Annotated in this window: 18 protein-coding genes; 7 read left to right on the top strand and 11 right to left on the bottom strand. The window is 35.1% G+C overall.

The window, feature by feature from the left end; genetic code table 11:
• Window positions 1–8: 8 nt before the first annotated feature.
• The 4 genes from R2Q77_RS08775 (at window position 9) to R2Q77_RS08760 (ending at window position 4,850) form a co-directional block, all read left to right on the top strand.
• A complete protein-coding gene (locus R2Q77_RS08775) occupies window positions 9–2,081 on the top strand; it encodes a TonB-dependent receptor (RefSeq protein WP_316803345.1) in 2,073 nt (690 codons plus the stop codon).
• A 29-nt stretch (window positions 2,082–2,110) separates the two neighbouring features.
• A complete protein-coding gene (locus tag R2Q77_RS08770) occupies window positions 2,111–3,160 on the top strand; it encodes an HmuY family protein (protein ID WP_316803344.1) in 1,050 nt (349 codons plus the stop codon).
• 273 nt (window positions 3,161–3,433) lie between these two features.
• Complete coding sequence (locus R2Q77_RS08765; protein WP_316803343.1) at window positions 3,434–3,724, top strand: hypothetical protein; 291 nt, start codon at window positions 3,434–3,436, stop codon at window positions 3,722–3,724.
• Window position 3,725: 1 nt separating this feature from the next.
• A complete protein-coding gene (locus tag R2Q77_RS08760) occupies window positions 3,726–4,850 on the top strand; it encodes a hypothetical protein (protein WP_316803342.1) in 1,125 nt (374 codons plus the stop codon).
• Between the two features lie 199 nt (window positions 4,851–5,049).
• Here the strand turns inward: R2Q77_RS08760 and R2Q77_RS08755 are convergent, their stop codons facing one another.
• The 4 genes from R2Q77_RS08755 to R2Q77_RS08740 all read right to left on the bottom strand — a co-directional run bounded on the left by R2Q77_RS08755 (window position 5,050) and on the right by R2Q77_RS08740 (window position 8,733).
• On the bottom strand, window positions 5,050–5,229 hold the full coding sequence (locus tag R2Q77_RS08755; protein ID WP_010602585.1) for a hypothetical protein: 180 nt from the start codon (window positions 5,227–5,229) through the stop codon (window positions 5,050–5,052).
• A gap of 193 nt (window positions 5,230–5,422) precedes the next feature.
• The gene (locus tag R2Q77_RS08750; protein WP_316803341.1) at window positions 5,423–6,007 is read right to left on the bottom strand and encodes a biliverdin-producing heme oxygenase; all 585 of its coding nucleotides are present in this window, start codon (window positions 6,005–6,007) and stop codon (window positions 5,423–5,425) included.
• 91 nt (window positions 6,008–6,098) lie between these two features.
• Window positions 6,099–6,518 (bottom strand): response regulator, encoded by a 420-nt coding sequence (locus R2Q77_RS08745; RefSeq protein ID WP_316803340.1) that lies wholly within the window; start codon window positions 6,516–6,518, stop codon window positions 6,099–6,101.
• Between the two features lies 1 nt (window position 6,519).
• Entirely contained in the window at window positions 6,520–8,733 is a 2,214-nt protein-coding gene (locus R2Q77_RS08740; protein WP_316803339.1) for an ATP-binding protein, read from the bottom strand.
• Between the two features lie 130 nt (window positions 8,734–8,863).
• Between R2Q77_RS08740 and R2Q77_RS08735 the strand changes: the two genes are divergently transcribed.
• Window positions 8,864–9,232, top strand: a complete 369-nt coding sequence (locus R2Q77_RS08735; RefSeq protein WP_316803338.1) for a response regulator transcription factor — start codon at window positions 8,864–8,866, stop codon at window positions 9,230–9,232.
• 6 nt (window positions 9,233–9,238) lie between these two features.
• Here the strand turns inward: R2Q77_RS08735 and R2Q77_RS08730 are convergent, their stop codons facing one another.
• The 3 genes from R2Q77_RS08730 to R2Q77_RS08720 are packed head-to-tail and all read right to left on the bottom strand — an operon-like array spanning window position 9,239 to window position 10,627.
• A complete protein-coding gene (locus tag R2Q77_RS08730) occupies window positions 9,239–10,045 on the bottom strand; it encodes a mechanosensitive ion channel family protein (RefSeq protein ID WP_316803337.1) in 807 nt (268 codons plus the stop codon).
• Window positions 10,046–10,071: 26 nt separating this feature from the next.
• Window positions 10,072–10,224 (bottom strand): hypothetical protein, encoded by a 153-nt coding sequence (locus R2Q77_RS08725; RefSeq protein WP_316803336.1) that lies wholly within the window; start codon window positions 10,222–10,224, stop codon window positions 10,072–10,074.
• Between the two features lie 37 nt (window positions 10,225–10,261).
• A complete protein-coding gene (locus tag R2Q77_RS08720; RefSeq protein ID WP_316803335.1) occupies window positions 10,262–10,627 on the bottom strand; it encodes an STAS/SEC14 domain-containing protein in 366 nt (121 codons plus the stop codon).
• A gap of 148 nt (window positions 10,628–10,775) precedes the next feature.
• On the opposite strand from R2Q77_RS08720, the gene R2Q77_RS08715 reads away from it, so the two are divergent.
• The gene (locus R2Q77_RS08715; RefSeq protein WP_316803334.1) at window positions 10,776–11,894 is read left to right on the top strand and encodes an alpha/beta hydrolase; all 1,119 of its coding nucleotides are present in this window, start codon (window positions 10,776–10,778) and stop codon (window positions 11,892–11,894) included.
• A gap of 90 nt (window positions 11,895–11,984) precedes the next feature.
• Here the strand turns inward: R2Q77_RS08715 and R2Q77_RS08710 are convergent, their stop codons facing one another.
• From R2Q77_RS08710 to R2Q77_RS08700, 3 genes are all read right to left on the bottom strand, one after another.
• A complete protein-coding gene (locus R2Q77_RS08710; RefSeq protein WP_316803333.1) occupies window positions 11,985–13,094 on the bottom strand; it encodes an agmatine deiminase family protein in 1,110 nt (369 codons plus the stop codon).
• Between the two features lie 91 nt (window positions 13,095–13,185).
• The gene (locus R2Q77_RS08705) at window positions 13,186–14,028 is read right to left on the bottom strand and encodes an AraC family transcriptional regulator (RefSeq protein WP_316803332.1); all 843 of its coding nucleotides are present in this window, start codon (window positions 14,026–14,028) and stop codon (window positions 13,186–13,188) included.
• 78 nt (window positions 14,029–14,106) lie between these two features.
• A complete protein-coding gene (locus R2Q77_RS08700) occupies window positions 14,107–14,877 on the bottom strand; it encodes a Ku protein (protein WP_316803331.1) in 771 nt (256 codons plus the stop codon).
• Between the two features lie 136 nt (window positions 14,878–15,013).
• Here R2Q77_RS08700 and R2Q77_RS08695 point away from each other — a divergent pair, with 136 nt between their 5' ends.
• Window positions 15,014–17,284, top strand: coding sequence for a glycosyltransferase (locus R2Q77_RS08695; RefSeq protein ID WP_316803330.1), 2,271 nt, complete (start codon window positions 15,014–15,016; stop codon window positions 17,282–17,284).
• Window positions 17,285–17,407: 123 nt separating this feature from the next.
• Here the strand turns inward: R2Q77_RS08695 and R2Q77_RS08690 are convergent, their stop codons facing one another.
• Window positions 17,408–18,883, bottom strand: coding sequence for a glycoside hydrolase family 130 protein (locus R2Q77_RS08690; protein ID WP_316803329.1), 1,476 nt, complete (start codon window positions 18,881–18,883; stop codon window positions 17,408–17,410).
• Between the last annotated feature and the right edge of the window lie 81 nt (window positions 18,884–18,964).

The following is an 18,964-nucleotide window of genomic DNA, read 5'->3' as shown; positions in this document are numbered from 1 at the left end:
CTAAATAAATGAAAATATATTTATCAATTGCCTTAATATTAAGTGGTTTTGTTGCGTTGGGTCAGGATGCAAAGGTGGATACAACTAAGGCAAAAGATTTAAAAGATGTGGTTATTACCGGGCAATTTGGCCCGCAGTCTTTAAAAAACTCCGTTTATAATGTTCGTACCATAAGTGCAGAAAAAATAAGTTTAAGGGCAGCAACAAATGTACAGCAGATTTTAAATACCGAATTAGGCTTTCGCTTCAGCAACGATTTAACTTTAGGCACAACGGATGTTCAATTAATGGGCATGAGTGGAAGAAACATTAAGATATTATTAGATGGTGTACCTATGGTTGACCGTTCTGATGCCCGTGAAAGTTTAAACCAGATTGATATTAATACCATTGACCGTATTGAAATTATTGAAGGTCCTATGTCTGTTGTTTACGGATCGGATGCTCTGGCAGGAGTTATTAATATTATAACGAAAGGTGCAGGCAAATCTATGCTAAACCTATCGGCAAGAGTACAGGAAGAAACTGCGGGCAATGAATATGAAGCCTTTAGTGGTAAAGGACAACATATGCAAAACGTTGGCGCCAGCTGGCAGAATAAAGGTTGGAATGCTTTGGTTGGTTTTACCCACAACGATTTTGGAGGATGGAACTTAGCCTCAAAAACCGCTACAAATGATGAAGTTAATGCAGATACCAACCGTTGGAAACCCAAAGAACAATGGTTAGGCAACACCAAAATTGGTTACAGAAATAATAATTTTAACATTTGGTATCGTTTAGATGGTTTAAATGAAACCATTGACGTTCGGGGCGGCTTAAATCCAAATAACTATAAAGCTAAATTCGCAACCTATACCACCAATCGCTATACGCAGCAAATCCAATCAGAATGGAAATTAAATCCGAAGCTTAATTTAACGGCTATTGCTGGTTACACCAATTTACAAAGAGGAACCCGTACGGTAATACATGATTTTACAACGAACAGCGAAACTTTAACCACAGAAGCCGGTGAACAGGATGTAGCAAAATTCAATTCAATTATTTTTAGATCAACGGCACAATATGTACCCAATTCGTATATTTCCTTTCAGCCAGGTTTTGAGTTTAATCGTGATGCAGGAAGTGGTGCAAGAATTTCGGGCACTCCGATAATCAGCGATTATGCATTCTTCTTATCTTCTGAAATTAAGCCTGTTAAAGGCATCAATATACGTCCGGGTTTGAGGATTATTAAAAATTCGGTTTATAATGCACCGGTTGTTCCATCACTAAATACAAAATTTAGCTTAACCGAAAGTTTAGATTTACGCCTTTCTTATGCCCGTGGCTTCCGTGCGCCGGCTTTACGGGAACTTTATTATGATTTTGTTGATGCAAGTCATACCATTTATGGCAATCCAAATTTAAAAGCAGAGCAATCTAACAGTTTTAACGGCTCTTTAGCCTGGGCTGGCATCCATAAAAAGGATTTACAATTCCGCTCTACCCTATCTGGATTTTACAATCAATATAAAAACCGAATCATATTTGCTACCGATCCTGTAAATCCTCAGGTTACTACTTTACTTAATGTTTCTAAATCTAAAACAACAGGCGGAACTTTAGAAAACACCTTAATCTTCAAAAATATTACTGCCTCATTGGGCTTCTCTTATATCGGTAACTATAATGAAATTTTAGAAAACGTACCATCGTTGGATATTCCCGACTTTGTTTGGAGTACCGAAGTAAATGCAAGCGTTTCTTACAGCATTACTAAAATAAATGGAAGTATAAGTGTTTTCTATAAATATGTGGGTAAAAAACCAAATTACCAGCTCTCCACAGTTAATAATGTCCAAACCGCCATATTGGGTGAGGTTGGTGCATTTAACCTGGCCGACCTCATGATTAATAAAAAAATATACAGGGGTTTAAACATTAATGCAGGCGTAAAAAACTTATTTAATGTAACTCAATTAACCAATACATCTGTTGCAACAGGTGGAGCGCACAGTACTGGTGGTACTGCTGTACCTTATACTTACGGCCGTTCTTACCTTGTTGGTTTAACTTATAACTGGAACAAATTTTAATAAATATTATAAATACTAAAAAAGGAAACATGAATAAATTTAACTCAATTATCACTCTGGCAATTGTTGCAGCCAGTTTTACCGCTTGTAAAAAAGATAGCAATGAACCTGTTATTGTTGTTCCGCCTTCGGATGGTAGTACATTAACTTTAAACGGTAAAACTGCTGAATCGAATTATACTAACATCGTTTCTGTAGACTTAAGTACTGACAAACAAGTATCGATAGACAGAAAAAGTTTCAATTTAGGCTTTACTTCTGATAGTAGGTTTAGAGTAGTACTTAACGCATCATACCAATCTACAGCAGTTGCTACTTCTAAAACTGACATTACAGCTGTAACATTAGCTGATCCTGGGACTAATGTTAATTTAAACCATGATATCATGGATCCTTTAACCGTTTCTTTAGTTGATTACTGGGATGGTGACATTACTAAGACGGCATTTGCAGAAGTAAGTGCTAATGATGCTGACAATAAGGTTTATCTATTAAGCTATGAAGGAAATAAAGATAAGGAAAAGTGGTTTAAAGTTAAGGTTACCCGCAGTGCAAATGGATATAAAGTTCAGTATGCAAGAATTGGAGAAACTACTATTAAAACTTTGGATGTAGCTAAAAATAATGATTACAATCTTGTATTTGCATCATTAGAAAACAATAAAATAGTTCAGGCAGAGCCTAACAAAAAAGCATGGGATATATCGTGGAGTTATAGCACTAACAACTCAGGCTTAGGTTCTCCGTACTGGGTACAAGACTTTATTTCAATAAATAACTTAGGAGGTGTACAAGCTGCAGAAATATTAAAAACAGATTTTGAATACGCATCATTCACAGAAACTAATCTTACAAGTGCTAAAGTTATATTTTCAGCGGCAAAAGATGTAGTTGGTACAAAATGGAGAACTTCTCCAGGTCAAACAGGTACAGGTGGCGCTGTTAAAACTGATCGTTTCTATCTTATTAAAGATGGAACAGGAAACATCTATAAATTAAAATTCAATAGTTATATTTCTGGTGATGGCGGTGAGCGTGGTAAACCGGTTATCGAATATAAATTAGTTAAAAAAGCTTAAGATCGTTTTAACGCTCTTATTGAAAATATGTTTTGTTAGTTGGATAAATGCTCTCCGCGATGGGGAGCTTTATCTTTTCTAAAATCTCTTGGTCAATAACAATTCCATTCGGATATGTTTGGTGCGCAATCGTCCCTAAGCGCATAGATTTAATTCTTACATCCTTTAGAGCATTTTTACGACAGTAAGTCAAATTGTTATATATAAAATTTATCTATATCAATATTTCGTTAAATAAAAAAACAATCGAATAAACAATAAAATCTATTAAAAATGAAAAAAACAAATTTAACATGGGCCGTTTACGCCTTTGTGCTATGTAGCTTGCTAAGTGTATCAGCATGTAAAAAGGATAGAGTCATCAATGAAACTAAAATGGAGGAATTAGATCTTTCTAAAGAAATTAGATTTCTATCCATCACGTTAGGTGCACCACTCGATCAAGTAGTTTATGATAAGGAGAAAAAAGAATTTATAGTTTATGGCTGGTACAAAGAGAGCCTACACGATCTCCAAACAAGATATGATTTAGCTAACGAATATAAAGCCAACTACGAAAAGTAATATGAAAAAGCACATAATAGTATTTATAAGCATTTTTTGCTTTATAATTAAAGCAAATGCTCAAACATTCATATTGAGTCAGTTTGAAATTCAAAGCTCATATTTGGTGAATAATACATTAAAGGTAACTAATGTAAATGGAGAAACGCCTTTCAAATTTCAGTTTGCAATTCAAAGGGGAGCACTAAGTACTGGTGGATACGAATCTGGAAACTGTGCTGTCACAATAATATACACAGAATCACTTCTAAGTCTAAAAGAAGCAACAAGTGCACCCTATTCTCCTAACTACGAATCTGATCCTTCTACAATAGAATTATCAGTAACTAAAAACCTAACCTCATCAGACTATAACTACGCCACAGCTACATTATTTAATGATAAAAGCATTGGTGCAAAACTTCCAACCAATAAAAGACAAGGTAAAATTTTATTAAGATATAAGTTTTATGACACGCAAAAAAAATTAGATATAATTAGATATAGTAATACAAGATACAGTATCACTGTAACAGGCACTGATACGCAACCAACAGGTGGACCTTATATTTCTAATAACATAATTTCTTTTCAAGAAGATACTCAAGGATTAAATTTTCCAAAAATAATTGGAACAGAACCTCTGAGTAATTCATCCACATCTTTTAGTTATGACTGGGATAATATCGAAAATGATGGAACTCCTAAGAACATACCTGGTCCGAATAGGAAAGATTACAATTATCCTCCACAGGTTGGAAAAGCTATAAGGAGGGTTGCAAAAGATGGATATACCCTAAGCTATAGTAACGTTATTACATTTCCGCTACAACAACCAAATAGTTTTACAATAACAAAAACTCCGATGTATGACGTAAATGGTTCACTTACTGGAAATAAAATAAAAATTCTGCAACAAATTCCCGATGCTAGTGTGAGATTTCATGTTATTCTATTGGGACCAGATGATCCATATCCTATCAGCGTAAATTCTAATTATGAATTTATAATTCCTTTATACTATAATAATGTAATAAGCAGTGATTATGAAGATTCGAGAAATTTTTCAGTTAATATAAGTACTAATACTGGCAACTCAGGTTTTATCATACCGACATGGAGAACAGGAACTGACACATTTAAATAATTATAGTATAAATATGTCTTGTTAGTTGGATAAATGCTCTCCGCGATGGGAAGCTTTATCTTTTTACAGTGTTTTATTTTCATCATTAAGGCAAACCATGAAAAGAGTTGCTTAACTAAAGGATTAAGATGTATAAATGGCTATAAATGCAAAAAGGGTTCCGATGTTCGGAACCCTTTTTGTTTCTACTCGCGAAATATTATTTTCCAGAGTTTTTCTTGTCAGTTACTTCTGCACGGATTTCTTGTGCTAAAACTTTAAGATCTTGCATTGCTTTACGCACACGAGTACCAGCAGCTGCATTGCCAGCATTATAAAATTTTTCTACATCTGCTTCGATAGCAGCAACTGCAGCTTTAACTTTTGAGAATTTTTCCATCGCTAATTGATGTTTTTAAGGTTTAAAAAATTTATTTTTTCAATAATACATATTTACCTTGAATTAACAAGAGAAACTTAATATTTATTTGGAAGAAGTTTTACACATTTTTAAGCAGTCAACATGCCCCTAAAACAACATTGAACGTATTTTTTAAATTTTTAACTATAAATTTTCGTCTTAAGCAAACTACTTATCCGAACTGTTTTGATAAGTTTATCAAATTATCAAATGTGGCATTTGCGCTGTTTACACATTTAGCATAATCAGCTTCTGCAACACTTTCATTCAATAAGGTTACAAATGTTTTCCATTTTGCGCCTAATTCTTCCCCATACACACCGTAATAACTAAGTCCGGCAGCATCATTTTTAAATTCGGGATTGGCTAAAATGTGTTTTTTTATTACGTTTCCACCCAATGTGGCCCCTTCAAGCACATACAAAGCACCTAAAATTTCGGCGGTATGATTAGCGGGTGCAAATATTTCAAAGTTTAAATCGGGAAGCGTGTCTGTATCTATTTTCCAATAGTGTAGATCCTTTTCAAGTGCCGGTAATTTTACTCTCTTATCCATTTCTAATTTTCCAGCCACTGCTGCATCAAGCTGAGCGATGAGTTTATGTTCCAATTTTTGATGGATGATATAGTTAATGGTTAACAGCTTTTTATAATTGCTGATACTTAACGAATTGGCCATTATTTCGTTAACAAACATTAACGATTCTAATTCTTTGTGCTTTTCTGCGGTTTCGGTTCTTAATAAACTGGCAATCATATTTAAATATTAAAATTAGTACAGGTGGTTAAAAAGAAAAGATCCGGATTTTAACCCGAATCTTTCCTGAAAATATAAAATTTATAAAATATTAATTTAATCTTAGGTGTTGGTTAAACCAAAAGTCGTGTACGGAATGTACACATTTAACCAGGTTATCATAACCATCGGGTTTGGTGAGGTACGCGTTTGCCCCAAATTCTATTGAGGCTTTTACGTCATCAGGATTATCTGAAGTGGAAAATAAAATTACCGGAATTGATTTTAGATAAGGAATATCTCTTATAATCTTTAATAAATCCAATCCTGATAAACCAGGCAGGTTTAAATCAAGCAATATTAATTTAGGCTTGGTTTTACTTTCAGCAAAATTCTGAAGTTTAAGTAAGGCTTCTGTGCCATCTTCCACAATGCTAATGCTTAACGTATCCTTAACTTCCTGTATGGCACTTTGCATAAAAAATGCATAATCCACATCATCCTCTACATAAAATATATCCGGTGTTTTCATTTTATCTATTTTTAAAAGCTACATAAAAAGTAGAACCTTCGTTTAGCGTACTATCAAACCAAACTCTACCATTATGTCGCTCGACAACTCTTTTTACTATGGCTAAGCCAACTCCTGTTCCCTCAATGTCTTTAACATTATCCATTCGTTTAAATAATTCAAACACACGATCATAATAACGGTTATCAATTCCTATACCATTATCTTTAACCGCGTAAATGGTTTCGTTTCCATCTACATAGGCTGAAATTTCAATACATGGTTTTTCGACCATTAAAGAGTATTTAACTGCGTTTCCAACTAAATTGGTAAACACTTGCGCAATCATGGTCTTATCCCCTTTTAAATCTGGTAATTGACCTAAAATCAGTTCAACTTTATCGGCTTTAAATGCAGTCCAAACCTCAGTACTTATTTCTTTGATAAGCGTTTGCATATTAACGGTTTCAAAACTAATGTCAGAACGGCCAACCCTTGCTAAATTTAAGATCTCTTTGATCAGGAAATTCATTTTATCGGCACCCGTTAAAATGCGGTCGAGCATTCTCCTGCCCATTTCATCAATGCTTTTATTTTTAAGCAATAATTCTGTATAAGTTTTAATAGAGGTAAGTGGCGTTCTTAAATCGTGCGAAACGGTATAACTAAAGGTATCAAGTTCTTCATAAGCAGCTTGTAGCTTTTCATTTAGCAGCCTGATTTCGTTGGCCTTCTTATTTACATCGGTGATAATAATTTCACGAATACGCAGTACAGAAGCAATTTCTTCAGGGAGCCAGCGCTCGGAAGTATTACTGACAACCTGCGACCAGGTTTCGAATGATTTTCTTGGAGATAAATTTAACAGGCCGTTTTCTGATGAAGTTACAGGTTTTTCGGGATTACCGGCCCAGTTCACCGTTGAAATTTGTTCGGGCTTAAACCATATGATTATTTCTGACAACTCTTTACTTAACACACAGGCCAATATGCCCGAAGCTACTGTTTTATACTTTTTAGCCGGTAAAAATATTTCGGCTAAACGGTGTGTATAATAAATCGATTCATCGTTTGATGATTTTAGCCAGGCCGCAAGTTCCAGTATATCTTGATCTGCCGGCACCTGACCTAATGTTTTTAACTTATTCTCGAATATTACGGCTACACCTGTTCCTTTAGTCACGTTTAAAATGCTTCGGGAATGTCCTGTAATGGCTTCGAGTAAATATTTATCACGGTTTAAATGTTCTGTTAATACCGCAGCCGTATCTTTAAACTGCTCAATAATTTCTGAATCTTCTTCTTCCTGACGAAACTCTAATGCGGAAGAAAGGATCTGCCCGATTAGCTTTGATCCTTCTCTTGCTTTATAATCTATAAATTTAGGACTGTAGTTGTGGCAGGCAATCAGCCCCCAAAGTTCGCCATGCAAAATTAACGAAATGCTGAAACTCGAATATACGCCCATATTCTTTAAATATTGAATGTGAATAGGCGAAACAGCTCTCAAACAGCCATTTGTTAAATCAAGCGGAGTGTTTTCTTTGAATGTTAAAATGGGTGCATCTTCTGTATTTACGTCTGCAATAAGTCTTGTTAAATTAAGCTTATACAGTTCGCGTGCTTGTTTCGGGATATCAGATGCCGGATAATGCAGGCCAAAAAAAGGTTCTAAATGATTTTCTTTTTCTTCTGCAACAACTTCGCCATGCCCGTCATCCAAAAATTTGTAAATCATAATCCGATCATAATTGATCAGCTTTTTAATCTCTATAGCTGCACTTTTAAGTAATTCGGAAATATTTTTATTCGTTAACATGGCCGCAGCCGATCTTCCAACAGTACTTTGAATATCGTATTGAAGAGTAACGGGCTCAAATTCAAGCAGCCAATCGTTTACTGATGGCGAAATAATCAGATAAAAGGGTTTTTCGTTAATTTCTAAAGGATGTGGCGTAATCGCATCAAAACTTTTCCGGATGATGCCCAATTTTAACAAATCTTCTATGTTAAAATCCGGTTCTTGCTGGGTTAAAAAAGAATTTAAAGCCGCAAGCGGTTTTTCAAGTAAATTTTTGGCAGTATCGTTTATAAACAGCGATACATTTTCACTTACATAACTAATCCTAAAATTTGTTTTATCAACAGCAATTAAAAAGCCGTGCGACTGGACTTTGCCTGGTATATGGATTGGTTCTTTATCACAGTTGGTAAGATCTACAGAAAATTTAGTCATATTAGGTATTAGTAACACAAAAATATAAGATTTGTTTAAGCTTCAAAACTTATTTATACTCTTAAATAGTTTATTTAATTGGGTTTTCTAAGTTGTATTTTATTCTATCTTTGCTGCAAATTAAAATCCCTTGGCTAAGAAAACAATTTTAGTGGTTGAAGATAACCATGCAATTTTAGATGTAATTACACTAATCCTTGAAAGTGAAGCCTTTAATGTTGTTGGTTTAAATAAGGGTGCTGATTTTATCAAACATGTAAAGGATATTAAACCTGACGTAATTATTATGGATATTATGCTGCCCGATGTTGATGGCAGGGTTTTACTTAAAGATTTACGTAACGAAAATTCTGTTTCTCATATTCCGGTTTTAATGATTTCTGCACGTTACAACGCCAATAATTATATGCTGGATGAGGTTACAGCCGACGATTTTATGGCGAAACCGTTTAATATAGACGAGCTGATGGACAAAATTTACGCTTTACTAAAAAAGTAACCATCCTTAATCTGCCATTCCAGGTAATTTAAGTCCGCTGGTTTTGAGGTTTTCCAATAATTCTTTTTGAAAATTAAGCTTAGTATCTGTAAAACCATGTGCCTGCACCCAAACATTTAAGGTTACTTTAAAACCGCTATCATCCAAAACAGAAACACCTATTCTACGTTCTGGCGATTTTAAACATTCTTTAAATTCATTAACCGTTTTATTAAATGCAGCTACTACTTTTTCGTAATCAATACCGTAACTAAATTTCATTTCTATATCCAGTCTCCTACTCCCTTTTTTGCTGATGTTTATAATTACCTCATTAGATAATTTACCATTTGGAATTACTACGGTGCGGTTATCAAAAGTGGTTACAATGGTATAAAATATCTGTATAGAGCTCACGGTACCTTCCTGTCCCTGTGCAACAATATTATCGCCAACTATAAAAGGCTTTAACAATAAAATTAATACGCCACTGGCAAAGTTCTGTAAAGTGCCAGAAAGTGCTAAACCTGCGGCAACGCCCATACCGCCAATAAGAACGGTTAAAAATGTTAGCTGTAAACCAATTACCTGCGTGGCAGTTAGCACCAGTATAATTTTTAAGGTTATGAGTAGTAAACTGGTTAAAAAAGGTCGTAAAGAAGGGTTTACATCTTTCTTATGCATACCCGACTGCAACCATTTACCAATTAATTTAATTACCCAAAAACCGACTACTAAAAGCCCTATACCAAGTAATATGGAGGGTCCTCTATCTATTATCCAATCATAAGCTTTATCATAAAAATGATTAATATTATTCGTATCTGCTATCATATTAGGGATGTTTTATGATGTATTAATTAGGGTTTTTTATGTTTCGCGGGTTCGTCTTTAGTTACGTTTACTTTCTTTGCATCTTTGGCTGATGTTACTTGATCATCTGCGCCTTTTGCCTTTGCACTTTTTGGTGCTGTGGCTTTACTTTCTTCTGCTGAGGTTTTTGAATTTTTCATTTTGATTTTTTTTATCGTTTAAACATCAATTACACATTTATTCTTCTGTTAACCAGGCTTTAGCTTCCTTTAGTTCTTCAGGTTTAAAGCCTTTAGAACTACCCGGGGTAACCATTGTAAATACATCGGTAAACCATTCTACTCCTTTTTCGTGGCTTAATACTGCAATTTTTTTCCAGCTGCTAAAGTTTTGCAAACCTGCTTTAGCATCTTGTACCCATGCGCCCGCTGTAAAGTTCTTTACATCCGTATCTAAAACGAGTAAATACCTGATTTCGCCAAAACGATCGACAAGTTTTTTTAAACCGGGTAATAAAACACTTTTTAAATCATCGGCATTAACCTCTCCGGTTGCCCTTACACCAAAAACATTTTCCGGTAGTCCTGCTATCTCTGTTAACATAATTTTATAAGTTATAATGAATAGAACAACCTAATTGTAAAAGAAGTTTTTAATTAGAAAAATTCTTAAAAGTTGTTCAATCTTTAAAACAGTTATCTTATTGATCGTGTTATAGATATAAATTTTATTGAAACCAACAATTAACCCTATGAAAGCTAATTTTATAAAAATTCCTGCAGCAATTTGTGCATTCGGAATACTTTTTACGGCTTGTAACTCCGGCACAAAAACAGGCAATTCAAACGATACTACTTTAAACGACAGCAGCAAAGTTGTGGCAATTAAACCCGCGGGACCTGCTCCAGAATGGGGTAAAACCATTAAACCGGAAATGCAGGCTGTAATTGAAAAGCTTGGCAGTTATGGGGATAAACCTATTGAACAGTTAAGTGCTGTTGATGCCCGTAAAAACCATACACCTACTGATGCTGTGATGGATTTGATTAAACAAAATAACATAAGCCTGCCTGCTCCAAAAGTAGATACCATGGGCAAGGATATTGATGTAAATGGAACTAAAATTCATTTAAGAGTGTACACGCCTAAAGAAGGTAAAGGCCCTTTTCCTTTAATTGTTTATTACCATGGCGGTGGTTTTGTAATTGCAAATATTGATGTGTACAATGCATCTGCTCAGGCACTGTCAGAACAGGTTGGGGCAATAGTAGTATCTGTAGCCTACCGTTTGGCCCCCGAAAATAAATTTCCAACAGCCCATAATGATGCATTTGCTGCTTACGAATGGGCAGTTAAAAATGCAGTGAACTTAAAGGCTGATCCGGCTAAGATTGCGGTTGTTGGCGAAAGCGCCGGTGGAAATTTAGCGGCCAATGTATCTATTATGGCCAGAGATAAACACATCATGGTTCCGGTACATGAGGTTTTAATATACCCAATTGCCCAGGCTAATATGGATACAGAATCTTATAAAATGTATGCGAATGCTAAACCTTTAAATAAGGCAATGATGGCTTGGTTTACAGAAAAATATGTTAACAGTATACTGGAAGCTCAGGATCCTAAAATATCTTTGGTGAATGCCAATTTAAAAGGTTTACCACCTACTACTATAATTACTGCAGAAATTGATCCTTTAAATAACGATGGCGTAATGCTTACCAATAAGTTAAAGGCTGCCGGTGTAAGTGTAAACAGTAAAAACTATGAAGGGGTAACCCACGAATTTTTTGGTATGGCAGCTTTAGTACCAGAAGCTAAACAAGCCCAGGCTTATGCGGCTGAACAATTAAAGGCAGCTTTTAAATAAAGAAAATATAAATTAAAAAAGGGTTGTACACCAATCAATTTTAGATTAGGCACAACCCTTTTTAATTTCGGGCAAGCTGTTGGTTAATTTTTACAAAGGTTGTTGCTGGGTAACACAATGAACCATTCCACCGTTAGCAAATAAATTGCGGCAATCAATTCCAACAACTTTTTTATCCGGATATAATTTCTGAATAATTGCATTTGCGATTAAATCATTAGGATCGTTATAATTGGGCACCAACACCCTGTTGTTGGCAATATAGTAATTCACATAAGAAGCTTTTCCAAGGTTTTTGCCGTAAGTAGTTACCACATCATTTTTTGTTAAAGGTACTTTCACAAAAGTATAGGCTGAATTATTGGTGGTTTTAGCCGCATATAAGGTATTAACATCATGCTCCGGAACCTGCCAGTAATCTAAATCATCTTCGTTCATCGTTATAATTGTTGATGCATTGGCAAACCTTGCGAAACCATCTATATGCATATCGGTAATATCCAAACCGGCTTTACCTTCAAGCCAGATAAACTTACTTATGCCCAGGTATTTTGTAAATATTGTTTCAGCCTGTTGCAAACTCATTCCTGGATTTCTGTTTTTATTAATTATAGAACTTTTACAAGCCATTAAAACACCTTTTCCATCTACCTCAACACTTCCACCCTCATTTACCATTACAGCATTAAGGTCAATTTTCTGGATACCCTGAGCTGCTGCAATTGTTGAAGGTATCGCATCACAGTTTTTATAAGCTGCTTTTTTACCCCAGCCATTAAATCCCCAGTCTTGAATAAAAAGCTGTCCATTTTTATCTTTAACGTAAATAGGGCCATTATCCCGTATCCATACATCATCTGTAGGGTAAACTTTAAAATCAACATTCGTGAGCGGAATTTCGGCAGCTTGCAGCAAGGATATAATCCGGGTCTTTTCTGTTTCATCATAGGCAATTAAGTGTACTTTTTCACTTAAAGCCAATTGCTTAGTCATCGCAATCCATGTTGCATCAAGCCGGTTGCGGTATGTTACCCCATATTGATATTGGTGTGGCCATTGCAACCAGGTGCCTTCATGCCGCGAAGATTCGTCAGGCATGGTATAAACAACATTCGTATCAGCAGGCACCGAAATTTTATCCAGATCGCCCTTAGTGCATGATAATAAAACTGCAGGTAATAACATGAGTATATTTCCCATTTTCTTAATAATTAACATCATTCAAATCATTTATTTAATGAGACAAAATTACCGGGAAGAATAGCCACAATGTTGTCCTGAATTGACAATCTTATTGAAGCGGTAATAATATTGCCGTTAATTGCTCATCGATATGATTTGTATTATCAATATGTTTAATGTACTTTTCAATAATTGGAGTATGCGCAAATTCAAGTCCGCTATTTAAAATCCAACCAGCATATATTTTTGTGTACGTATTTTCTATGGTTTCGTACCTACCCTGATGGATAAATTGCGCATATCTGCCCCCAAATATACTTTTTGAAGGGAGTTTAATAGATTTTGAGGCGGCAGATGCACAGGCATCATATCTATAACTCAATTGTGTTTTTATCAAGGGCTCGTCTGCAATAACACCAAAGTATTCGGTATCATGATCCGGAAATTTATGTTTCATAAAATGATCCCACAGCAACTCTATATCTGCATTTATATAGGAAGTTTGGGTGCTCTCATAATAGATCTTTAAAGGTTTAAGGTATATTATTTCGGGTTTTATTTCTTCTTCAGAGATGACCGGAATAAGCCGGCTTTCTAAAAATAAAGAAGGTTTATTTAATCTCGCCATTTTGGGCGAAATTTTGAAATGCAGCTTAAAGGCTTTAGAAAACGATGCCAGGTTTGCAAATCCCACCTGTAGCGCAATGGCCGTAAGGGTACTTTTAGTATAAATGATGAGTTTGTAACCATTTTCTACTTTAAGCCTTTGCTGATATGCGCCAATCGTTTCTCCGCAGGTATACTTAAATATTCGCTGAATATTCCGGTAAGAGTAATTTGAAACCTCTTCCAGTTCTTTTATTGAAATATACTGATCGTAATTGTTTTCAATAAAGTTTAAAACGTTATACACACAATATAGGTTCGTATTTGTAGAAATATTCATTTCCATTCAGCTCTTATCTATTAAATCAGGCAAACGTTACAATAAACAAATTAACTAAAAGCAAAACACATCATCAAACTAAATTTACGCGCCCTTCTTTGAACCCAGGCTTTGCATCAATTGTTCGTATAAATCGTCGCTACTGGCCATTTGAGGTTTCATCTTTTTAACCGTAGCCCGTTTACCCTTAGATCTCGCCTTGATAATTTTTAACAGTTCATTACTGTATTCGTCCTTAAACGAACTTAAATCAAATTTTGAGCTGTATTGTTTAATCAACGCCAGACCTACATCCATTTCTTTTTTAGTTATGGTTACATCATCTACCTTGGTTATTTCGGCAAGGCTTCTCACCTCCTGGTTAAACCTGATTTTAGTGATCACCAATACGCCATCCATCGGATGGATAACACACAGGTTTTCTGTATTGCGCAGTACAAACCGGGCCACTCCCGCTTTCCCCGATTTCTCTAAGGCCTTTAACAATAACGCATAAGCCTTTTTGCCTTGCTTCTCTGGTTCGGTATAATAAGACGTTTCGTAATAAACCGGGTTAATTTCCTTAATATCAACAAAATTTTCCAGTTCTATTATTTTGGTTTTTTCAGGTGCCGCATCTTCAAAATCGTGCTTATCCAAAATTATATATTGATCTTTTAAAAAATATCCTTTAACTATTTTTTCATAAGGCACTTCCTTGTGGCTGTTTTCATTAACCCTTAAAAATTTAATTTTAGCATGATCACGTTCATCAAGCATATCCAAATCAAGGTTACTGTTTTGCACACCCGAATATAATTTAACTGGTATATTAACCAAACCAAAACCAATTGAACCTTTCCATATCGATCTCATAATAAAAACTTTAAATTTCATTTATTAACAAGAGGTTAAATCATATTGTTTTGAGAATAAAAGAGTTAAAATAAGTGAATTTGAAACTATTTATTCTATTATATGTTATTCTATTAAAATTTACCCCTTTTTATTTATGAAAATCGCCTATATATCCACTTATCCGCCACGTGAATGTGGCTTAGCTACGTTTAATCAAAATTTAGTTAACGCTTTAGGCTTAAATCCATCATATAACTCAGAAAAAAGTTTTATTGTAGCATTGAACGAATCTGATGATCTTAACGAACACGCTTACCCTAACGAAGTAAAATTTGTTATCCGCCAGCAAAACCAGGAAGATTACATTGAAGCTGCAGATTTTATTAACAACAGTGAGGTTGATACCTGTATAATTGAGCATGAATTTGGTATTTACGGAGGCAATAGCGGTGTATTCTTACTATCACTGATCAACAAGCTTAAAAAACCATTTATTACCATTTTGCATACGGTTTTAAAAGAACCGAGTTTTATGCAGCAAACCATTATTAAAGAAATTGCAGCTAAATCATCAAAAATTGTGGTGATGAGTAAAAAAGCAGTTTTGTTTTTAAATAGTATTTACCAAATTCCTTCTTCGCAAATTAAGCTGATTGAGCATGGCGTACCTGATTTAGAGCCAATGCCTGATAATGAAATTTCGAAAAGTGATTTATTTAAAGATAGAAAAGTACTTTTTACCTTTGGTTTAATCAGCAGAAATAAGGGTTTGGAAACCGTAATTAAGGCTTTGCCTAAAATTGTAAATCAGCATCCTGATGTATTGTATGTTATTTTAGGAAATACTCATCCCGGCGTGGTAAGGCATAATGGTGAAGAATACCGAGACAGCTTAAAATCGTTGGCCAAAGATCTGGGCGTCGAAAAAAACCTGGCTTTTGTAAACAAATTCGTCTCAGAAGAAGAATTACATCAATACCTTACGGCCTGTTACATTTACATTACGCCATATTTAAATGAAGCACAAATTACCAGCGGTACTCTCTCTTACGCCATAGGCGCGGGTGCAGCAGTAGTTTCTACACCTTACTGGCATGCACAAGAATTGCTGGCCGATAACAGAGGCAAGTTATTCGACTTTAAAAACGACCAGGAACTGGCTAACATATTGAATACACTTTTAAATGATGAAGATAAACATAAACAGCTGAAAGAAAATGCCTATCGCTATGGTTTAAACTTAAGGTGGCCAGCTATTGGAAACGTTTATTTAAATGTACTGGAAAATGCTTTAAATGATGGAAGTAAGCCGCAAAGAGTGGTGCCACCTATTATAGATGTAGAAAGCATGCCGGTCCTCAATTTAAATCACCTATCACTTTTAACGGATGATACCGGAATTATTCAACATGCCCGATTTGGTATACCCAACTTAAAAGAAGGATATTGTATAGATGATAATGCCCGTGCCTTAATTATGACTCTAATGGCTTACGACCAGGATAAGAATCAAAAGGCACTTAAATTAATGCCCATCTATTTAAGTTTTATCCAGTATATGCAACGCGAGGATGGTAATTTTAGAAATTTTTTAAGCTTTAACCGGACTTACCTTGACGAAGTTGGTTCCGAAGATTCTTTCGGCCGCACCATTTGGTCTTTAGGTTATTTAATTTGCGCCGGACCGAATAATTCCTACCGGGAATTTGGTAAAGAATTATTTTCTCACTCCATTCCGCACTTTAAGAATTTAAAATATTTACGCGGTATGGCAAATACCGTTATCGGTATAGCTTACTATTTAAATGCACATCCGGGTGATGAGTTATTGATCGCAGAAATTAACCGCCTTTCTGGTTTATTAGTTAAAGCTTACGAACAAAATAAGGATGGCAACTGGCATTGGTTTGAAGACATTTTAACTTATGATAATGCCATTTTACCACTGGCATTATTAAGCCATTACGAAGCTACCGGAAATATGCAATCTTTTAAAATTGCAATGGAGAGCATTGAATTTTTAAATGGTTTCTCTTTTAAAAATGGCTATTTAAGTCCGGTTGGAAATGCCGGCTGGATGAAAAAGAACGGTAAAAACCCTATTTACGATCAGCAGGCAATAGAAACTATGGCGATGGTTTTATTATACTCCAAAACCTTTGCCCTTACAAACGACAGTCGCTATTTAACTTTGATGCATACCAGTTACGAATGGTTTTTAGGAAAAAACAGTTTACATATTCCATTATACGATTTTGAAACACAGGGCTGTGCAGATGGTTTGCAATTTAACAGCGTAAACAGAAATCAGGGGGCAGAAAGCACATTAGCTTATTTTATTTCACATTTAGCCGTTTTAAAAGCAGCAGAAACGGAGTATGAAAGTTTAGCCTCGCCCTTAGTGGAGGCCGACCAGTGCTCTTAATTAATTTAATGGCATAAAAAAAAGCAGCTAACCAAACCGGATAGCTGCTTTTTTTCGTTTGGACATTATTTTCGTTTATGGCATAACGCTTCCTAAATCAAATATAGCTACTACAAGCATGATTTATAACTGTGGTTTTTCTTCTAACAACTTATTAAGCAGCAATTCTAAATTTACAGTGGCAAATGATGAACTGTAATCAGACAAACCGTATGGAATAATGAGTTCGCCATTACTGATAATTGAACCGCAGGAATAAACCACATTAGGCACATAACCTTCGCGTTCATCGTTATTAGGTATAATTAGAGGCTCAATTAAATGACCCAGCTCTTTGGTTGGATCATCTAAATCCAACAAGCTTACGCCTATACAATACCTGCGCATGGGCCCAACACCATGTGTAATGACTAACCAGCCTTTTTCGGTTTCAATAGGCGAACCACAATTCCCAATTTGAACCAGTTCCCAGCAATAGCGTGGTTGTTTCAGTAAAATCGGATTTTCCCACACATTAACTTTATCAGAAAACATGAGGTAATTATTCCAGCCATCTATTCGGCTCATCATTACATATTTTCCTTTAATTTTTCTTGGAAACAGTGCGAGGTTTTTATTCTGCGCCCCGTCGCCATAAAGTGGAATAACTTTAAATTCGTAAAAATCTTCTGTTTGTACCAGTTTAGGAATAATTAATGAGCCATCAAATGCAGTATAAGTGGCATAATAAAGTATCTTACCATCATCCTTAATAAATTTCACGAAACGGGCATCTTCAATTCCTTTTCGCTCAAACTCTGAAATTGGGAAAATTACGCGATCAGAGATATCCGTATCCCTGGAGAAAATTATAGTGTGGTAAGTATCGGATAACCATAAAACTTTATCATATTCTATTAATCGCTGTGGATTATCATTATTCAAGCTTTTAGAATCTTTAATTACATTACTTAGGCTTGTGTATTCAAATTTATCATCTAATTTACCTTCTACCTCTTCTAAAACTGAAGGATCAATCTGGGCATAAGCGGCCTTCTTTAAAAAGAGTTTTTTAACATAAATGGCATTTTTAATTACTTCAGCTTCATCAACATAATTGCCTACAGGTAAAACCTGTATATTATTTTGTGCATCAATCAAGGCCCTTCTAAAAACAATAGAAGAAATATGTCCTTCGCCTACAGCCCTGAAACTAATAATCACTCTTTTTTCGCCTTCAACCAAATCCGTCTGATCGGGATCATCCACAATACTTGGATTAAAAAATGCCGCCGATTCAATCGAATATTCGTGTGTAAAATAAGCTCCAATCAGCAAACGTGTATATTCGTCTATATCTTCAAAGGCTGTTCCTAATGTGGTAAATTGTTTCTTAAGCTTTTTGCAATGGCGGGTTAATATTTTGGTGATGTTGCGATGTCTTTTAGAATATTCCTGCAATATTGGAGAAATAAGGGAGAATACCTTTTCATCAGAAAATTCTAATACTTTTTTAATGACTTCCAATGCACGCTCTTCTCCATTAAAAAAGAAACGGGCAATTACGCGTTTGGTATCCGGATATACCTTTACAGGCTTACGATCTATGTGTAATCTCATTGTTTTGCTATTAGTTAGGATGATGGGTTAAGGCTAAATAAACTCTTAATAATATTAAACTAAATTAACGACTTATTGTTT

The organism is Pedobacter nototheniae (genome assembly GCF_032678625.1).
Taxonomy (GTDB): Bacteria; Bacteroidota; Bacteroidia; order Sphingobacteriales; family Sphingobacteriaceae; genus Pedobacter; species Pedobacter nototheniae_A.
Note: the sequence above shows the minus strand (reverse complement) of the source record. Positions and strands in the feature narration are given on the sequence as shown.